The 16131-nt window shown below is 65.7% G+C and carries 16 protein-coding genes; 8 read left to right on the top strand and 8 right to left on the bottom strand.

Annotated features, from left to right (window positions below; translation table 11 throughout):
• Positions 1–28: 28 nt before the first annotated feature.
• Genes D5301_RS20340 through D5301_RS20330 form a run of 3 tightly spaced genes read right to left on the bottom strand, consistent with a single transcriptional unit; the run spans position 29 to position 1449 of the window.
• Positions 29–466 (bottom strand): rhodanese-like domain-containing protein, encoded by a 438-nt coding sequence (locus tag D5301_RS20340; RefSeq protein WP_004153552.1) that lies wholly within the window; start codon positions 464–466, stop codon positions 29–31.
• Positions 467–523: 57 nt separating this feature from the next.
• The gene (locus D5301_RS20335; protein WP_110710705.1) at positions 524–949 is read right to left on the bottom strand and encodes a hypothetical protein; all 426 of its coding nucleotides are present in this window, start codon (positions 947–949) and stop codon (positions 524–526) included.
• 32 nt (positions 950–981) lie between these two features.
• Positions 982–1449, bottom strand: coding sequence for a YiiD C-terminal domain-containing protein (locus D5301_RS20330; RefSeq protein ID WP_110710704.1), 468 nt, complete (start codon positions 1447–1449; stop codon positions 982–984).
• Between the two features lie 35 nt (positions 1450–1484).
• Between D5301_RS20330 and D5301_RS20325 the strand changes: the two genes are divergently transcribed.
• The 3 genes from D5301_RS20325 to D5301_RS20315 all read left to right on the top strand — a co-directional run bounded on the left by D5301_RS20325 (position 1485) and on the right by D5301_RS20315 (position 4678).
• Entirely contained in the window at positions 1485–2294 is an 810-nt protein-coding gene (locus tag D5301_RS20325) for a uroporphyrinogen-III synthase (RefSeq protein ID WP_153856702.1), read from the top strand.
• Between the two features lie 104 nt (positions 2295–2398).
• The gene (locus D5301_RS20320; RefSeq protein WP_110710702.1) at positions 2399–3376 is read left to right on the top strand and encodes a uroporphyrinogen-III C-methyltransferase; all 978 of its coding nucleotides are present in this window, start codon (positions 2399–2401) and stop codon (positions 3374–3376) included.
• A 6-nt stretch (positions 3377–3382) separates the two neighbouring features.
• Positions 3383–4678, top strand: a complete 1296-nt coding sequence (locus D5301_RS20315) for a heme biosynthesis HemY N-terminal domain-containing protein (protein ID WP_110710701.1) — start codon at positions 3383–3385, stop codon at positions 4676–4678.
• A gap of 118 nt (positions 4679–4796) precedes the next feature.
• Here D5301_RS20315 and D5301_RS20310 read toward each other — a convergent pair whose 3' ends face one another.
• Entirely contained in the window at positions 4797–6092 is a 1296-nt protein-coding gene (locus tag D5301_RS20310) for an acetyl-CoA C-acetyltransferase (protein WP_153856701.1), read from the bottom strand.
• Between the two features lie 93 nt (positions 6093–6185).
• On the opposite strand from D5301_RS20310, the gene D5301_RS20305 reads away from it, so the two are divergent.
• On the top strand, positions 6186–7073 hold the full coding sequence (locus tag D5301_RS20305; protein ID WP_110710700.1) for a hypothetical protein: 888 nt from the start codon (positions 6186–6188) through the stop codon (positions 7071–7073).
• A 324-nt stretch (positions 7074–7397) separates the two neighbouring features.
• On the top strand, positions 7398–7646 hold the full coding sequence (locus tag D5301_RS20300) for a hypothetical protein (protein WP_153856700.1): 249 nt from the start codon (positions 7398–7400) through the stop codon (positions 7644–7646).
• Between the two features lie 330 nt (positions 7647–7976).
• On the opposite strand, the gene D5301_RS20295 is transcribed toward D5301_RS20300, so the two are convergent.
• The 4 genes from D5301_RS20295 to D5301_RS20280 form a co-directional block, all read right to left on the bottom strand.
• Positions 7977–8603, bottom strand: a complete 627-nt coding sequence (locus tag D5301_RS20295; RefSeq protein WP_110710699.1) for a superoxide dismutase family protein — start codon at positions 8601–8603, stop codon at positions 7977–7979.
• A 32-nt stretch (positions 8604–8635) separates the two neighbouring features.
• Positions 8636–9205: a superoxide dismutase family protein gene (locus D5301_RS20290; protein WP_110710698.1), complete on the bottom strand. Its 570-nt coding sequence runs from the start codon at positions 9203–9205 to the stop codon at positions 8636–8638.
• A gap of 93 nt (positions 9206–9298) precedes the next feature.
• Positions 9299–10747, bottom strand: coding sequence for a nitrogen regulation protein NR(I) (ntrC, locus tag D5301_RS20285; RefSeq protein WP_153856699.1), 1449 nt, complete (start codon positions 10745–10747; stop codon positions 9299–9301).
• A complete protein-coding gene (locus tag D5301_RS20280; RefSeq protein ID WP_110710696.1) occupies positions 10740–11801 on the bottom strand; it encodes an ATP-binding protein in 1062 nt (353 codons plus the stop codon). The genes ntrC and D5301_RS20280 overlap by 8 nt, the downstream gene beginning before the upstream one ends.
• 385 nt (positions 11802–12186) lie before the next feature.
• Here D5301_RS20280 and D5301_RS20275 point away from each other — a divergent pair, with 385 nt between their 5' ends.
• From D5301_RS20275 to D5301_RS20265, 3 genes are all read left to right on the top strand, one after another.
• Complete coding sequence (locus D5301_RS20275) at positions 12187–14013, top strand: ATP-binding protein (protein ID WP_065195982.1); 1827 nt, start codon at positions 12187–12189, stop codon at positions 14011–14013.
• A 226-nt stretch (positions 14014–14239) separates the two neighbouring features.
• The gene (locus tag D5301_RS20270; RefSeq protein WP_075675693.1) at positions 14240–14761 is read left to right on the top strand and encodes a hypothetical protein; all 522 of its coding nucleotides are present in this window, start codon (positions 14240–14242) and stop codon (positions 14759–14761) included.
• Positions 14758–16131 carry a hypothetical protein gene (locus D5301_RS20265; protein ID WP_139319637.1) on the top strand — a complete coding sequence of 458 codons (1374 nt, stop codon included), beginning with the start codon at positions 14758–14760 and terminating at the stop codon, positions 16129–16131. Before D5301_RS20270 ends, D5301_RS20265 begins: the two co-directional genes overlap by 4 nt.

The following is a 16131-nucleotide window of genomic DNA, read 5'->3' as shown; positions in this document are numbered from 1 at the left end:
ACAAGGCCGGATCCGCCACCTGCGGCAATCAGTTGCGGCCCTTGACCAGCGGCAGCTCGGCCTGCTGCCAGGCGGGAATGCCGCCGTCGAGCACGTAGACCTTCTCGAAGCCGGCCTTCTTCAGCGCCTTGGCGGCGGTTTCCGAGGCGTTGCCGCTGCGGCACACCAGCACCACCGGCGACTGCTTGGCATTGGCCACCAGCTTGTTGTCCGGGCCGAAGGCACTGGCCTGGGCGTTGCGGCTGCCGGCGATGTGGCCCTTCTCGAAGTCACCGCTGGCCGACAGGTCGACCACCACCGTGCCGCCCGCGTTCATCAGCTGGGTCAGTTCGGCGGGCTTTATGCCCTTGAAGCCCCGGAACAGGCGGCGGATCTCGGTGACGATGATGGCCACGGTCAGGCCGACCAGGGCCGCGGACAGCATCGGGTTTCGGCCTGCAAAGGCCAGCAACTCTTCGTAATTCACTCAGGTCACGGGTCGATTAAGCGGGCGCCGATTGTCGCACAAGCCGGACGCGGCCCGTCACTGCCCCTTCCACAGGTCCGGCAGGCCGGCGGTCTGCCACCAGCGCTTGGCCTCCGGGTCCCAGCGCCAGCGCTCGACCACCACCACGGTGCGTTCGGCCTGGGTGTTCTGGTTGATCACCCCGATTTCGACCCGGCGCTCGACCTGGCCCCCGTCCAGCGAGGCGCTGCTGCGCTCGCGGTAGGACGACACGCGCAGCTGCGCGTAGCGGTTGAGCTCGAACTCGGTGGGCGGCTTTTCCTTGCGCAGCTTCGGGTCGAGGTAGCCGATGGCATCGTCCATGCTGCCCCAGCGGATGGTCGCCCCGTAGGCAATCTGGGTCTCTTCCAGCAGTTTGCGCTGCTTGCGGCTGAGGTCGTCGGCCGAGGCCACGGCGCTGGCCAGCAGCAGGGAACAGATCAGGAACTGGATCAGGCGGCGCATCGGTGGATTCCCCAGAACGTCAGCCTGCCATCCTACCCTTTGGCGAAGGCAACGAAGCGACCGCTGAACTCGGCGGCGGGCTTGCCATCGGCACCGGGCTGGGTGGCGATGATGCTGATGCGGGCCTTGCGGCGCTGGCGGAAGGTATTCAGGAAGGCATCCCAGCCGGTGGCTTCGGCCGCCTCGGCATGAGCGTGCAGGTCTTCGTAGACCGGTGCCAGATAGCGCAGGTTGCTGTCGGCCACGTAGACCTCGGCGTCGTGGCCGGCCAGACGCAGGCGCAGGCTGACCAGCGCCCAGCCGGACAGGGTCAGCACCGAGGCCAGGCTGCCGCCGAAGGCGTTGCCCTTGTCGTTGACGTTGGCGGCCAGCGGCGCGGTGATGCGCAGCACGCCATCTGCATAGCCGTCGAGCTGGATCTGCATGGCGCGGACCGCCGGCATGCAGTCCAGCACGTCCTGCAGGGCGGCCAACGAGGAAGTCAGGGCATCAACGGGCATTGGAGCAGCGACCACGACAACGAAGGGCCCGCATAATGCAGGCAATGGCCGACCATACGATACCCACTGGCGCCGCCAGTTCCGACGCGGGCTGGACCCTCGTTTCACTGCGCCCTCAGGGCCAGCATGTGGCGCTGCGCCGCGCCGTTGCTGGGCTGGGCGGGCATGTACTGGCGCTTTCACCGTGGCGGTTGCAGCGCCTGCACGGCACGCCAGTGGTGCGCCAGCTGCAACGCGCGCTGAACTGCGATCGGGTGGTGTTCACCAGCCCGGCCGCCGTTGCCGCGGCCGCTTCCCTGCTGCCGCTGGCCGAGGCGCAGCGCAGCCCGTGGCTGACCGTGGGCGAAGGCACCGCGCGCGCATTGCAGGCGCACGGCATCACCGATGTGCACGCACCGCAGCGGATGGACAGCGAAGGCCTGCTGGCGCTGCCGGTACTGGCGCACGTGCAGGGCCTGCGGATCGGCCTGGTCACCGCCCCCGGTGGCCGCGGACTGATTGCCGCGCAGCTGCAGGCGGCGGGCGCCACGATCGAACGCGCCGACGTCTACCAGCGCCGCCTGCTGCGCCTGCCGCCCCGCACGCTGGCTCGATTGGCGCATTCCGCGCAGCCGTGGGTACTGGCGGTGAGCAGTGGCGAAGCGCTGCAGCATTTCTGGCAGCAGCTTCCGCCCGCATTGCGGCAGCGATTGCAGGCGCGCGCGGCTGCGGTGGTGGCCAGTGATCGCCTCGGCGAACAGGCCCGGGCACTCGGCCTGCAACACGTTGTGCGTGCGGCCGGCCCCACCACCGCGCAGCTGGTGGCGGCTGCACACGCCACGCTCACCGTCCCGGCAGCGACCTGAACAGGGACGTGGGTCACGCTTGCCGCTGCCGTCGGCAACAGTGATGCTGTGCACAACGCGGCCTGCCGGCCCTCGACCGGCGACGTTGCCGACAAGGAAGCCCGATGAACGACACTCCGCCCGTTTCCCCGCCCCGTCGACCCGTGCGCTGGCTGCTGCCGCTGGCCGGTGTGGTCGTGCTTGGCGTGGGCGGCTATGCCGGCTGGTACGTCTGGCAGCAGCAACAAAGCGAACAGGCGGCGCAGGCACAGACCACCGCCGTGCAGCTGCAGGGCCTGGAGGCCACGCTGGACGCGCTGCGCCGCGACCAGCGCGCCAGCAGCCAGCGCCTGCAGGACGCAGCCGCCACCAACCGCGTGCTGCGCGACGAGATGCTGGGCCTTTCCCAGCGCAGTGCATTGCTGGAAGAGAACCTGGCCAAGCTGGCCGACAGCGCCAACCAGGGCCGCCAGGCGGTACAGCGCGATGAAGCCGAACTGCTGTTGACCCAGGCGGCGCAGCGCTTGAACTACGCCGATGACGTGGAAGGCGCGCGCCGCCTGTATGCACAGGCCGCCACCGCACTGGCCGATCTGCCTGACAGCGACGGCCTGAACCTGCGCCAGGCACTGGTACAGGAACGCGATGCACTGGATGCGCTGGGCACCGGCCCGCGCGTGCAATCGCTGCAGCGGTTGGATGCGCTGGCCAAGGCCTTGCAGGGCCTGCCCTCGCAGGTGAGCGGCAGCGCTGCGACCAACACCGCCAGACCGTGGTGGCAGTCCACGCTGGCACCGTTCGTGGACATCACCCCGAGCCGCCAGAATGGCCCGCTGACCGCCGCCGAACGCCGCAACGCCGACGACGCGCTGCAGCTGGAACTGACCCTGGCGCGCGCCGCGATCGAACGCGGCGACCGCACCGGCCGCGATACCGCACTGGAACGCGTGGAGCACTGGGCGCAGCGGCGCTGGCCGGATTCACCGGCCCTGCGCGCGCAACGTGCTGAACTGAAGGCCTTGCGCGAGCTTCCGCTGCAGGCCAGCAACAGCATTCTTGGCAGCACCCTGCAGCAACTGCGCACCCAGACCGACCGGAGGTAATCCCGCATGAAACCCCTGCAATCCCTGGTCGTGCTGTTGCTGGCCGTGGCCATCGGCGTGGTGGCCGCGCAATGGCTCGGCGCCGATGACCTCAACCGCTTCGGCGAAGTGACCCTGCGCTACGGCGGCTACGACTACCACAGCAACCTGCCGAAGGTGGCGCTGCTGTCGGTGATCGCGGTGCTGGTGCTGTGGCTGCTGTGGAGCCTGATCGCCGCACCGTTCCGTGCCTGGGGCCGCTACCGCCGCAAGCAGGGCCGGGTGCGCCTGATCGACGGCCTGCAGGCCTATGAGCATGGCCAGTGGCAGCGTGCGGAGAAGCTGCTGGACGGCGCCGCCAAGGATCCGGAAGTGAGTGCGGTGGCGCTGGCCAATGCCGTGCGCAGTGCACAGGCACGTGCCGATGGCCCCGCTGGCGAGGCGCTGCTGCAGCGCCTGGGTGAGAGCGATGCCACCCTGCAGGCGCTGCTGCGTGCAGAACAGCTGCTGGCGCGCGATCTGCCGGTGGATGCGATCAACGCGCTGGACGTAGCCGCGATCCAGCCGCTGCCGCCGCGTGGTCTGTGGCTGCGTACCGAAGCGCTGGCACAGGCCGGCCGCGCCCACGAGGCCTATGGCCAGCTGGGTGCACTGCGCCAGAGCAAGGTGCTGCCGGCCGACGCCAACAGCGAACTGGAAGCACGCCTGGCCGCACAGGCGCTGCTGGAAGCAGCCGACGTCAATGCGCTGGCCGCGCAATGGGAAGCCACGCCGAAGGCACTGCGACCGACCCCGGACGTGGTGGGTGCGTATGCCAGCCGTGCGGTGGCCCTGAACTGGGATGAGCCGGCGCTGCTGGCACTGGAACACGCTCTGGACCAGCGCTGGGACGATGAGCTGGTGGCCTTGTATGGCCGTCTGCCCGCCGAGCGCCTGGCGACGCGCCAAGCCAACCTGGCGCGCTGGCGCAACGTGCACGACAGCTCGGCCGCGCTGCGCCTGGCACAAGGCCGCGTGGCACTGGGCCAGCAGCAGTGGGATGCCGCCGATGCGTTCCTGCACGAAGCCATTGCCGCGGGCGCGGGTGCACCGGCATGGGAAGCGCTGGGTGAACTGTTTGCGCAGCGTGGCGATCATGCGCTTGCCGCGCAGTGCCTGGCCAATGCGCTGCGCCTGCAGCGCGGCGAGGACAGCGTGGAGCTGGTGCGCGGCACTGAAGCGCCGCTGCGTGCCACGGTGGAGGAGCAGCCGGTTACGGTGCAGCCGCCGGTGTATGACGCCAACGAAGAGCGCGACGAGTTCGGCAATCCGCGGTTGCCGTGAAGCGTGCCGACCCACGGTCGGCACCCACCGGAGCAAGAAAAAACGCCGCCCATCGGGCGGCGTTTTCATCTGTGGAACCCGGTAGTCGCCAACCTTGGTTGGCGCGCGGTCGCAGCGATCAGCGCTCGACGATCGCCACTACGCCCATGCCGCCGGCGGTGCAGATCGACACCAGCGCGCGGCCACCGCCGCGTTCGGCCAGCTGCTTGGCTGCGGTAGCGATCACGCGCGCGCCGGTGGCGGCAAACGGGTGGCCGGTGGCCAGCGACGAACCCAGCAGGTTGATCTTGTCCGGGTCGATGCGGCCCAGCGGTGCATCCAGGCCCAGGCGGGTGCGGCAGTAGTCCTCGCTCTCCCACGCACGCAGGGTGCACAGCACCTGCGCGGCAAAGGCTTCGTGGATCTCGTAGATGTCGAAGTCCTGCAGGGTCAGGCCGTTGCGCTTGAGCATCTCCGGCACCGCCACGGTCGGCGCCATCAGCAGGCCTTCGCCATGCACGAAGTCCACCGCAGAGACATGCGCATCGCGCAGGTAGGCCTGCGGCTCATGGCCGTGTGCACGCGCCCACTCTTCGCTGGCCAGCAGCACCGCGGCGGCACCGTCGGTCAGCGGGGTGGAGTTGGCGGCGGTGAGCGTGCCGCGGCCGGAGACCTTGTCGAACGCCGGCTTCAGCGTCGCCAGCTTTTCCAGCGAGGTATCCGGGCGCAGCATGTTGTCACGCTCGACGCCACGGAACGGTGCGATCAGGTCGTTGAAGAAGCCGCGCTCATAGGCCGCGGCCAGCTTCTTGTGCGACGACACCGCCCACTCGTCCTGCGAGTCACGCGAGATGTTCCATTCCTTGGCCATGTCCTCGCAGTGGTCGCCCATGCTCTTGCCGGTGCGCGGCTCGGCCACGCCCGGGAACTCGGGCTTGAGCTCGGAGAACTTGAAGCCAGCGGTCAGCGCGCGGATCTTGTCGCCAGTGCTCTTGGCACGGTTGGCGGCCAGCAGGCGCGCGCGCAGCTTCTTGCCGTAGACGATCGGCACGTCGGAGGTGGTATCCGAACCGCCACCGATACCCGATTCGATCTGGCCCAGCGCGATCTTGTTGGCGACAGTGATGATGCTGTCCAGCGAGGTGCCGCAGGCGCGCTGCAGGGTGATGCCCGGGGTCAACGGCGACAGGCCGGAAGACAGCGTGGCTTCACGGCCCAGGTTCCAGTCGCTGGAGTGCTTGATCACCGCACCCATCGCCACTTCACCCAGCTGCTGGCCATGCAGGCCGAAACGTTCGACCAGCGCGCCCAGCGTACGGACCGACATGCCGAGGTTGCCGACATCCGAATACGCGGTGTTCTGGCGGCAGAACGGAATGCGGACGCCACCGAGGATGGCGACGGGACGAGCGTTGGGCATGGAGATACCTGGCATGGATGAGGGTGTCTGCAACATGGCCTGCACGACGGAGCAGGCATAATGGAGCCAAGTGTAGCTGCCGCCCTGTGATGGGCCAACCGTGGAACCATGAGCAAACCCGACCCCGCGATGAATGCCCTTGGCGTGCTGGCCCTGGAACTGGCCGGCGGCGAAATCCCCCGCCAGGCGGTGCTCAGCGCTGAACAGGCCGGTGAACTGGCCGAACGCGTCGGCCGTGACCTTTCCAAGCTGGTGCCGCAGGTGGCCGAGCTGGACCTGGTGTTCGCCGCCGCCCATTTCGACCCGGCCGAAGTACTGCGCCCGGGCTGGCCGATCCATCGCCGCCTGGAAGAACTGCAGATGCGTGCCCCGGGCCGTAACCAGGGCCCGCGCCTGCTGGCCTTCGGTACCGATGCCAACGGTGACGTGCCGCTGCCGTTCCAGGCCGATGCCAGCCTGGTGGGCGGTGGCCTGCGCGTGGTGCCGTTCCTGCTGACCGGCAGCGACGTGGCCACCACCAACGCAGTGGCCAATGCGCTGGAAGAAACACTGCTGGCCAACGGCATGGCGCATGCCGATACCGCATTGATGGCGCAGAACACCTTCGGTGCGCGCATCGAGCATGCGCGCTATTTCACCGTGAACGACCTGGCCGCGATGATGTCGATGCAGTACGACAACCAGGGCCTGGCCGCGCTGTGGCCGCTGATCGAGACCGCGATCATGGCCCCGGGCGAGGACGAATGGCTCAACGCCGCGCCCGAGCCGCTGCTGCGCTACACGCACGGCGAGGCACGCATGGCGCTGTTCGATCCGGCCGGCTGGTGCGCCCACTACAACCACGGCAAGAACGACTGTGACCGCCTGAAGGGCATCTACGAGCAGTTCCTGATGCGCCAGCGGCAGATGGCCGCGGTGCTGGAAGCGCACGGCGTGCCGGTGCTGTTCGTGCACTGCGAGGCCGGGCAGGACGCGCGCGAGTTGCTGGCGCGCTGATCCGGGTGGCCTGTTGGTAGTGCCGGCCGCTGGCCGGCAACGTCCGGATCTGCGATTGCCGGCCAGCGGCCGGCACTACCGATCAGGAAAAACGCCGGCTTGCGCCGGCGTTTTCCATTTCCAGCAGAAATGGCCGCAGTGCTGTTCGTGCACTGCGAGGCCGGGCAGGACGCGCGCGAGTTGCTGGCGCGCTGATGCGGGTGGCCTGTTGGTAGTGCCGGCCGCTGGCCGGCAACCTCCGGATCTGCGATTGCCGGCCAGCGGCCGGCACTACCGATCAGGAAAAACGCCGGCTTGCGCCGGCGTTTTCCGTTTCCAGCAGAAATGGCCGCAGTGCTGTTCGTGCACTGCGAGGCCGGCCAGGACGCGCGCGCTGCTGGCGCGCTGAAGACGGGTAGTGCCGGCCGCTGGCCGGCAACGTCCGGATCTGCGATTGCCGGCCAGCGGCCGGCACTACCGATCAGGAAAAACGCCGGCTTGCGCCGGCGTTTTCCATTTCCAGCAGAAATGGCCGCAGTGCTGTTCGTGCACTGCGAGGCCGGGCAGGACGCGCGCGAGTTGCTGGCGCGCTGATGCGGGTGGCCTGTTGGTAGTGCCGGCCGCTGGCCGGCAACCTCCGGATCTGCGATTGCCGGCCAGCGGCCGGCACTACCGATCAGGAAAAACGCCGGCTTGCGCCGGCGTTTTCCATTTCCAGCAGAAATGGCCGCAGTGCTGTTCGTGCACTGCGAGGCCGGGCAGGACGCGCGCGAGTTGCTGGCGCGCTGATGCGGGTGGCCTGTTGGTAGTGCCGGCCGCTGGCCGGCAACCTCCGGATCTGCGATTGCCGGCCAGCGGCCGGCACTACCGATCAGGAAAAACGCCGGCTTGCGCCGGCGTTTTCCATTTCCAGCAGGAGCGCTCTTACGGCGCCTTCTGGATCACTGCGCAGGCCAGGCGCGCGCCGGCGTTGCCGGTCGGTTGGGTCTTGTAGTCGTCCGCATCGGCGTGGACGATCAGGCCGCGGCCGATGATGTCGAAGTCATCGCCCTTGCCGATGTTGACGTTGCTCGACACCGGGCCGTCGATGGTGGCCACGCCCTTGTCGTCGGCCTTGATGTTGGGCATGTCGCCGCCGTGGTGCGGATCGGTGGCCACATTGCCATGATCCTGGTGACCCGGGTTGAAGTGGCCGCCGGCGCTCATGCCGTCCGGCGCGCTGCAGTCGCCCTTTTCGTGGATGTGGAAGCCGTGCTCGCTGCCCGGCTTCAGGCCACTGATCTGGCCGGTCACGTGGACCTTGCCGTCGACCACCTTGAAGGTAACGCTGCCCTTGGCCTCGTTGCCCTGGGTCGGTGCCAGCTCGGCGGTGGCCGACGCATCGGCCGCCGGGGCGGCAGCAGGTGCCGGGGTTGCAGCCGGTTCGGTGGTTGCACCCTCGGCCGGCGCGGCCGGCGGGGTTTCAGTCTGCGGAGCGGCCGGCTGCTGGCCGCAGGCCGCCAGGCCCAGCGCGGCGATGGCCGCAAACAGCGAAGTGTGGATCAGACGCATTGGAATCTCTCCCTGGATGAAGCCTGCGGTGATCAGCGGACAACCCGGATCACGCCACAGGCGATGCGGACACCGGCATTGCCGGCGGGCTGGCTGCGATAGTCGTCGGCGTTGGCATGCACGACCAGTGCACGTCCGGCGATATCGGTGGCGGCGCCTCCGCCAAGGGTAACGCCCTTGAGGTGGATATCGACGTTGGCGCGGCCCTGGGCATCGGCACGCAGGTTGTCCATGTCGCCCAGGTGGTGCTTGCCGGTGCCGGCGCGACCATGCGCGGCGCCACCGGGGTTGAAGTGGTTGCCGGCACTGCTGGCATCCACCGCGCTGCAGTCGCCGCGCTCGTGGATGTGGAAACCGGCCTGCTGCATCGGCTGCAGGCCACCGATCAGGCCGGTGATGTGGATGCCACCGGGCTCCACCATCAGCGCGATGCGGCCACTGACGATGCTGGCCGAGGCCGGCGACAGGTTGGCCTCGCCCTGTTTCGCGGCGCTGACCACGGTCGGCGGCGGCGGGGTGGGCCCGGCCTTCTTCGGTGCGCTGCCACAGGCAGAGAGCAGCACGGCGGCGGACAACGGCAGGATGGCAAAGGACAGACGCATCGAAGACTCCTTGCAGGTGACACTACGGACGGCATCGTCCATGAACGATCAACGGTTCGGCAAGCGGGCGCGAGGATCGCGTGCAGGGACCGTTCAATGGCCCCCGCGGCGGCGCCCGGCGCCCAGCTTGCGGGTAAGGGTATTGCGACCGAGACCCAGGCGGGCAGCGGCTTCGGCACGGCGGCCGTGGGTGATCTGCAGCGCGGCCTCCAGCAGGGCATGGTCGACCCGCTCGCGCACCTGCGCGTGCAGCCCTTCCACGCCTTCGGCCAGCTGACGGCGCGCCCATTCGGCCAGCAGCGCTTCCCACTGGCCCGGATCGGCTGCGCTGGCACTGTTGCGGCGGCCCCGCGCGCGGTTCAGCGCGGTATCGACATCGGCCACGCCGATGGTGTCGGCGGCGGCCAGCGCAGCCATCCGCCAGCACACGTTCTCCAGCTCGCGCACGTTGCCCGGCCAGTCGTGTTCGCGCAGCGCCTGCAGGGCCGCAGCGGTGAGGCGCTTCGGCGGCGTATCCAGCTTGCGCGCGGCGGCCGCCAGGAACGTGCTGGCCAATTGCGCGATGTCCTCGCGGCGCTCGCGCAGCGGCGGCAGCTGCAGGCGCACCACGTCCAGGCGGTGCAGCAGATCGGCGCGGAACTTGCCCTGCGCGACCAGGCCTTCCAGGTCCTGGTGGGTGGCGGCCACCACGCGCACATCGACGCGGATCAGTTCACGGCCACCGACGCGGAAGAACTCGCCCTGCGCCAGCACGCGCAGCAGGCGGGTCTGCAGTGGCAACGGCATGTCACCGATCTCATCCAGGAACAGCGTGCCGCCGTTGGCCTGCTCGAAGCGGCCGATATGGCGGCGTTGCGCACCGGTGAAGGCACCCGCTTCGTGGCCGAACAGCTCACTTTCCAGCAGTTCGGCCGGAATCGCGGCGGTATTGAGCGCGACGAACGGGCCCTGCGCACGCGGCGATTCGCGATGCAGCGCATTGGCCACCAGTTCCTTGCCGGTGCCGGTCTCGCCGGTGATCAGCACCGCCAACGGCGCCTGCGCCAGGCGGCCGATGGCACGGAACAGCGCGCGCATCGGCGGGGTATCGCCCACCAGTTGCGGCGGCTGGTCGCTGGGAGTTTCAGCTGCGGGGCTGGGGGCAGCCAATGCCGGCGCCACCGCCGGCAGCACACGCTGCGCCAGCGCCACCGCGTCGTCCAGGTCGAACGGTTTGGACAGGAATTCATGCGCGCCACCGCGGAACGCACCGGCCGTGCTGGCCACATCGGTGTAGGCCGACATCACCACCACCGGCAGCTGTGGCAGCGCGGCCTTGAGCTTGTCCAACAGCACCAGGCCATCGTCGCCGGGCATGCGCACATCGGTGAACAGCAGCGCCGGCGGCGGGCCTTCGCTCAACGCCTGCAGGGCGGGAGCGGCACTGTCGAAATCGACGACCTGGTAGCCGGCTTCGCGCAGCGCGGTACACAGCACGAAGCGCACGGCACGATCGTCATCGACCACCCAGATGCGCTGTGCGACGGTGGAAGGTTCAGACATCGCGCGGGGCCTCCTCGGCCGGGGCGGCGCCGCTGATGATCGGCAGCAGCAGGGTGAACACGGTATGGCCCGGGCGCGAACGGTAGGTCAGCGTACCGCGATGCTCGCGCGCGACCTGCTGGGCCAGCGCCAGGCCCAGGCCAGTGCCTTCGGCGCGGCCACTGACCAAGGGCAGGAACAGGTGCTCGGCCAGCTCCTCGGGCACGCCACGGCCGTCGTCGGCGATCTCCAGGCGCAGCGCCAGCGTGTGCAGCTGCTCGGCGATGCGCACGCCATGCTCCACGCGGGTGCGCAGGGTGATGCTGCCGGCGCCGGCCTGGATCGCATTGCGCACCAGGTTCCACACCGCCTGGGTGAGGCGGTCGGCGTCGCCGTGGAATTCGGGAATGCTGGGGTCGTAGTCGCGCTGCAGGCGTACCGCCCAGCCGGCCTCGTTCTCGGCCAGGCGCAGCACGCGTTCCAGCGCGGCGTGGATGTTCAGTTCGGCATGCGGTGCAGCCGGGGCCGGCGACAGCAGCTGGTCGAGCAGGCCGTTGAGGCGCTCGATCTCGGAGCCGATCAGTTCGATCAGCTCACGTTCGCTGGCGTCGCGCTGGGCCGCGCGGCGGGCCAGCAACTGGGCCGCGCCCTTCAGCCCGGCCAGCGGGTTGCGCAGCTCGTGGGCCAAGCCCTTCAACGCCGCACTGAGCGCGCTGGGCAGGGCCTGGGTCGGGTCCAGCCCGGGGAATTCATCGACCGGATGCGCCTCCAGCAGCCAGCCGCCATCGTCGCGGCGGCTCATCCAGCCCTCGGCGAAGCGCGGCGCCTCGCCGGGCACCGCCAGCGCCAGCCGGTTCAGGCGCAGGCTGTCGCGCTCATCGCGAGCCAGGAAATGGGCCAGTGCCTCGCCCTGCACTTCCAGTGCGGCCAGCGGCCGCCCCAGCAGGCGCCGGACGCTGACGCCCAGCCAGCGGGCGAAGGCCGGATTGCAGCCGGCGATGCAGCCATCGGCCCCGGCCCAGGCCAGCGGCGTGCCGAGGGCATCGAGGGACGGTGGGGGCGCGGGGTCGGACATTGCACCAATGTAGTGCAAAACGCGGATCCGGGGTCGGATCCCTTTCCGTCAGGAAAGTGGACGCTTTGGCAAAGTCAGTGCTGTAGGCACCAACTATGGCGAATCGCATGAGTACGAACTATGCCGAACTGTAGTTTCAGGGTGGGTTCCCAGATTCGACAGTTCAGGGAACTGCGGAACCAGCTGAGAGCGTACGCCTGTTTGGCCAGCCAAGAACGCATTCGTGAGAATGAAGCGTTAAGACTAGCGGGCCATCTTAGGTGCCGAAGGCTAGCGCCCTTGCTCAGGCCCTCAGATTGCCTCGGTTGCCGCTTCCGCAGCCTCGAGGCACTATCTAGTGGCGGCTGGCTTGGCTGCATGGAAGGCGCTCAGGGGGAGCGAAGATATGCGCTTGGAAGCAATCAGCATTACCAACTTTCGTTGCTATGGGGATGAGATCCGGGTCGAACTGGACGACTTGACTACTTTTGTCGGCCGGAATGACATCGGCAAGTCAGCGATTCTGGAAGCGCTAGAAATATTCTTCAACGCAGACGTGGTGGCCATGGAGCAGGGAGATGCTCATGTTCACAGCGTAGACAAGACCGTTTCGATCACGTGTGAGTTCTCGGAGCTTCCGCCAACACTGACGTTAGACGCGGGGGCAGATACCACGTTGGCCGATGAGTATCTTTTGACCTTGGACGGCCGGCTGAAAATTCGTAAAACCTACGACTGCACCAGCAAGAAGCCATCCGCAGAAGTGCTGGTGCTTGCGTTTCACCCCACTGCGGCCAATTACGACAACCTGCTGGAATTGAAGGAGAAGGAGCTCCAGAAGAGGGTGAAAGATCTTGGCTTGGCGGTTGCATTGAAGGGCAACCCTGGCATGCGCCGCGCACTTTGGGCGGCCGCTGGCGACCTCAAGCTTCAAGAGGTCGCAATCGCGGTCGGCAAGTCCAAGGAGGACGTCAAACGTATCTGGGACCAGATTGAGCCTCACTTGCCGATGTTCGCTCTCTTCCAAAGTGATCGGAGCAGTCGGGACTCGGACAGCGAGGTCCAAAGCCCGATGAAGGCAGCCGTCGCTGCTGCCATTGCAGAGGTCCAAGATGACATTGCTCGAATCCAAACAAAGGTTCGCGAGAAGGCCGAAGAGATTGCGAAGAACACGCACAGAGCTTTGACCACGATCGATCCCAACCTTGCCAGCGAACTTACACCAGAGTTCAGCCCTCCCACCGCCGCCAAGTGGCAGGGACTGTTTTCGCTCGGCTTGAGCACCGACGATGGCATACCGTTGAACAAGCGAGGCAGCGGCGTCAGGCGGCTTGTGCTGGTGAGCTTCTTCAAAGCCGAAGCGGAGCGACGGCTCAAAACCAGCACCAAGCGCAGCATCATCTACGCGATCGAGGAGCCAGAGACGGCTCAGCACCCCAGCAACCAACGGATTCTCATCGACTCCTTCAAGGTGTTGTCAGAAGACCCCGGCTGTCAGGTCATATTGACCACTCACAGTCCCGGATTTGCCTCGGCGCTACCCCAGCAGAGCATTCGTTACATCTCTCGCCACTCCGACACGAAGAAGCCGCAGGTTGAGTCGGGGGTCGACGTGTTCGGTAAGGTGGCTGAAGCATTGGGCGTAACGCCTGACAGCCGGGTCCAGGTACTAGTGTGCGTCGAAGGTCCAACCGATGTACTAGCCTTGAAAGCCCTTTCCAAAGCGCTCCACGAGGTCGACTCCAACCTGCCAAATCTTTCATCCGATGAACGACTTGCATTTGTTGTCCTAGGCGGTGGAACGCTGGAGCACTGGGTCAATCACCACTACCTGCGGGGCCTAGGCAAGCAGGAGGTGCACATCTACGACGGCGATGTCCCGGCATATGCCCTAAGCGCGCAGCAGGTCAATGACCGTGGGGACGGGTCATGGGCTGTCGTCACAACCAAGCATGAGATTGAGAGCTACTTGCACAAGGACGCAATTGCGCTCGCGTTCGGATTTGAGATTGAAGTCACTGATCACCCCATGGCGGGCAAAGCTGTTCCAAAGGTCTTCGGGGAGGCTTTTGTCGCCCACGCTGGCGTAGGCAGTCCGCTTAAAGACTCCAACGCCAAGAGAAAGTTGGCTCAGCATGCGTTCCCTTGCATGACAGCAGCCATGTTGGAAGAGCGTGATCCCGATGGCGAAGTTCGTGGTTGGATGCGTCGGCTAGGCGAGATGTTGGCTTAAATGCCCCTTTGGGTCGGAAACTGGCCTTCGTTACCCCCGATAAGAGTCCGTAGATCCAGAATTGGATATCTGCTCCCCAAGCCTAAGCTTTGGCAAATGCCCCCTTCCGGCCAGAAGCGGACACGCGGTGAGGGCGGGCCTGTCTACTGCATCCTGTCAAATTCAGTGTGGTGTGGTGTTGGCCGGTTAAGCCGCTAGACTTGTCACGTCTATGGAGGGGAGGGCTATGGCTGGCTTAGTCGAAATCTTGGTTCTTATACTCCTTAGTGTGGTGCTGTTCTATGTCGTGGCGTCCAGGGAGCGGGTCATCCGAGAACTGCGCGATCAGGCAAGTCAGCAGGGCAGGGATATCGCCGCGTTGCGACAGGTGATGGATGCAGTTGCGGATAGGGTGCTTCTCAGCCGCGAGCAACGTCGCGTCAAGTGGTTTGACGAACTGCCACCTCTCGCATTGGAAGACTTCAAATCACTCACTACGGGAGCCGAGCGCGAGCTGATCTTGGCGTGCGGGGGGGGCGATGACGCTGAAGTCCTAGGCTTGCACTACCGGCATGCCCACCTTGAATTTCGTTCGGATGGGGAAAAGGATGCGGTTGCCCACGGTTTCGCCCGCGAATGGGCGAAGGCTGAGACCGACCGTCCTGTTAAGATCTATTTGAACCAGTACGCGCTGACTTCCAAGATTGTTGGATTGAATCAAGATGGCTTCGTTAAGATCGCGCCGTACCGTGCGCGGCTTCCCGAATGAGTACATTGTCCGTTGATGAAGAGCTGGCGCTATTGCTAGCCGAACTTGAGAGAGCGAACGGCGGAAGCGTCGATTTCGATTGGAGCGAGGAGTTCGACTTCCCGAGCTTTGTAACAACAACCAATGGTCAGCAGTGTCACTTCACTCGATCAGCGCTCGCAAGCCTGCACAGGTTGGCGAGGTTGCTCCATAAAAGTAGAAGTCCGTCGGCCACACGAATTGAACTTCCAGAATTCACCAAACAATTGCGGCGCGTGACTGCAAATGCGTTCGCTGATGGTCTTTTGAGTCGCGACGACGAGCAGTTATTGCGCGCAAGCAAGCGAGTACTGAAGAATATTTTAGACACGAGCATCGAAACTGCAGCAGGACGCGTTACGCACTATTTTCCAGCATGGACGACGGGTTTCGTAGCGAATAAGTATTTCTCACTTGGCCCACTTATCATCACCGATATTCGAGGCTGGCTGAAGTTGGTGGAGATATACTCCGGCATTGACGATGAAGTCCTCGATCCGACTTGGAAGGACGCTCTCCTTGGTAGTGCGCCTCGACCGAGCGCAAGTCGCACAACAAATTTATTGCATGAAATCGAGGAGGCGCTCGGCACCTGTGACGCAGTGATCGTCGTCCCCGTGGTCGGCTTTGAGATGGAGTACTCCCGCAAGTTGGCCAGGATCGTCAGCAAGACCTGTCTCGACGCCGTTTCTCTGTTGCATCAGAGTATCGAGGTGTTCCAGCGCCAGAGTCTTTACGATGAACGTTTGAGTCCATTGGACAGTCGTACGCTGTTTGAGGTTGACGGATATCTGGAAATCTCAGGCAAGATGAATCTGCGCCATAAAATGGGACCACGCCAAAATTCGTTCGTGACAGAGGAGGTCAACAGCCATCGGAGGGCTATTGAAAAGGTAGTGGACGGCCTGTTGAGCGAACGCACTGCAACGCATCCAAAGTTGTCTGCACGATGGGCGACGGCACTCAACTGGTTTGCCGAGGGATGCAGAGAGCCTGACGATGCGGTAGCGCTGGCGAAGATCGGTACGGCTCTCGATGTCCTCTCGTACGTCGGTAAGAAGGAAGGCATTATTCAAATGGCATGCAATTTCATCAATGCCGAACGAGGCAGTGTCGTTACGTCCGGGGCGCTCAGCATGACTATGGAGGGTCTCATCAAGCGCATTTACGAATATGGACGCTCTCAAGTGCTGCATGGCAACCATGTTGACCGTCTCAAGTCATTTGCAGACGATCGGCGTGTCGCTTCTCAGTTGACTGGGCACGTGCTGCGTGAAGCCTTGATCCGCTTTGGGAAGTACGAAGGTGCAGACGCCGATGATGCGTTTCGGGCAATGCCGTCGCGAGACTAA

Source organism: Stenotrophomonas sp. MH181796 (assembly GCF_009659995.1).
Lineage (GTDB): Bacteria > Pseudomonadota > Gammaproteobacteria > Xanthomonadales > Xanthomonadaceae > Stenotrophomonas > Stenotrophomonas riyadhensis.
This window is presented reverse-complemented; position numbering and strand designations above follow the sequence as displayed.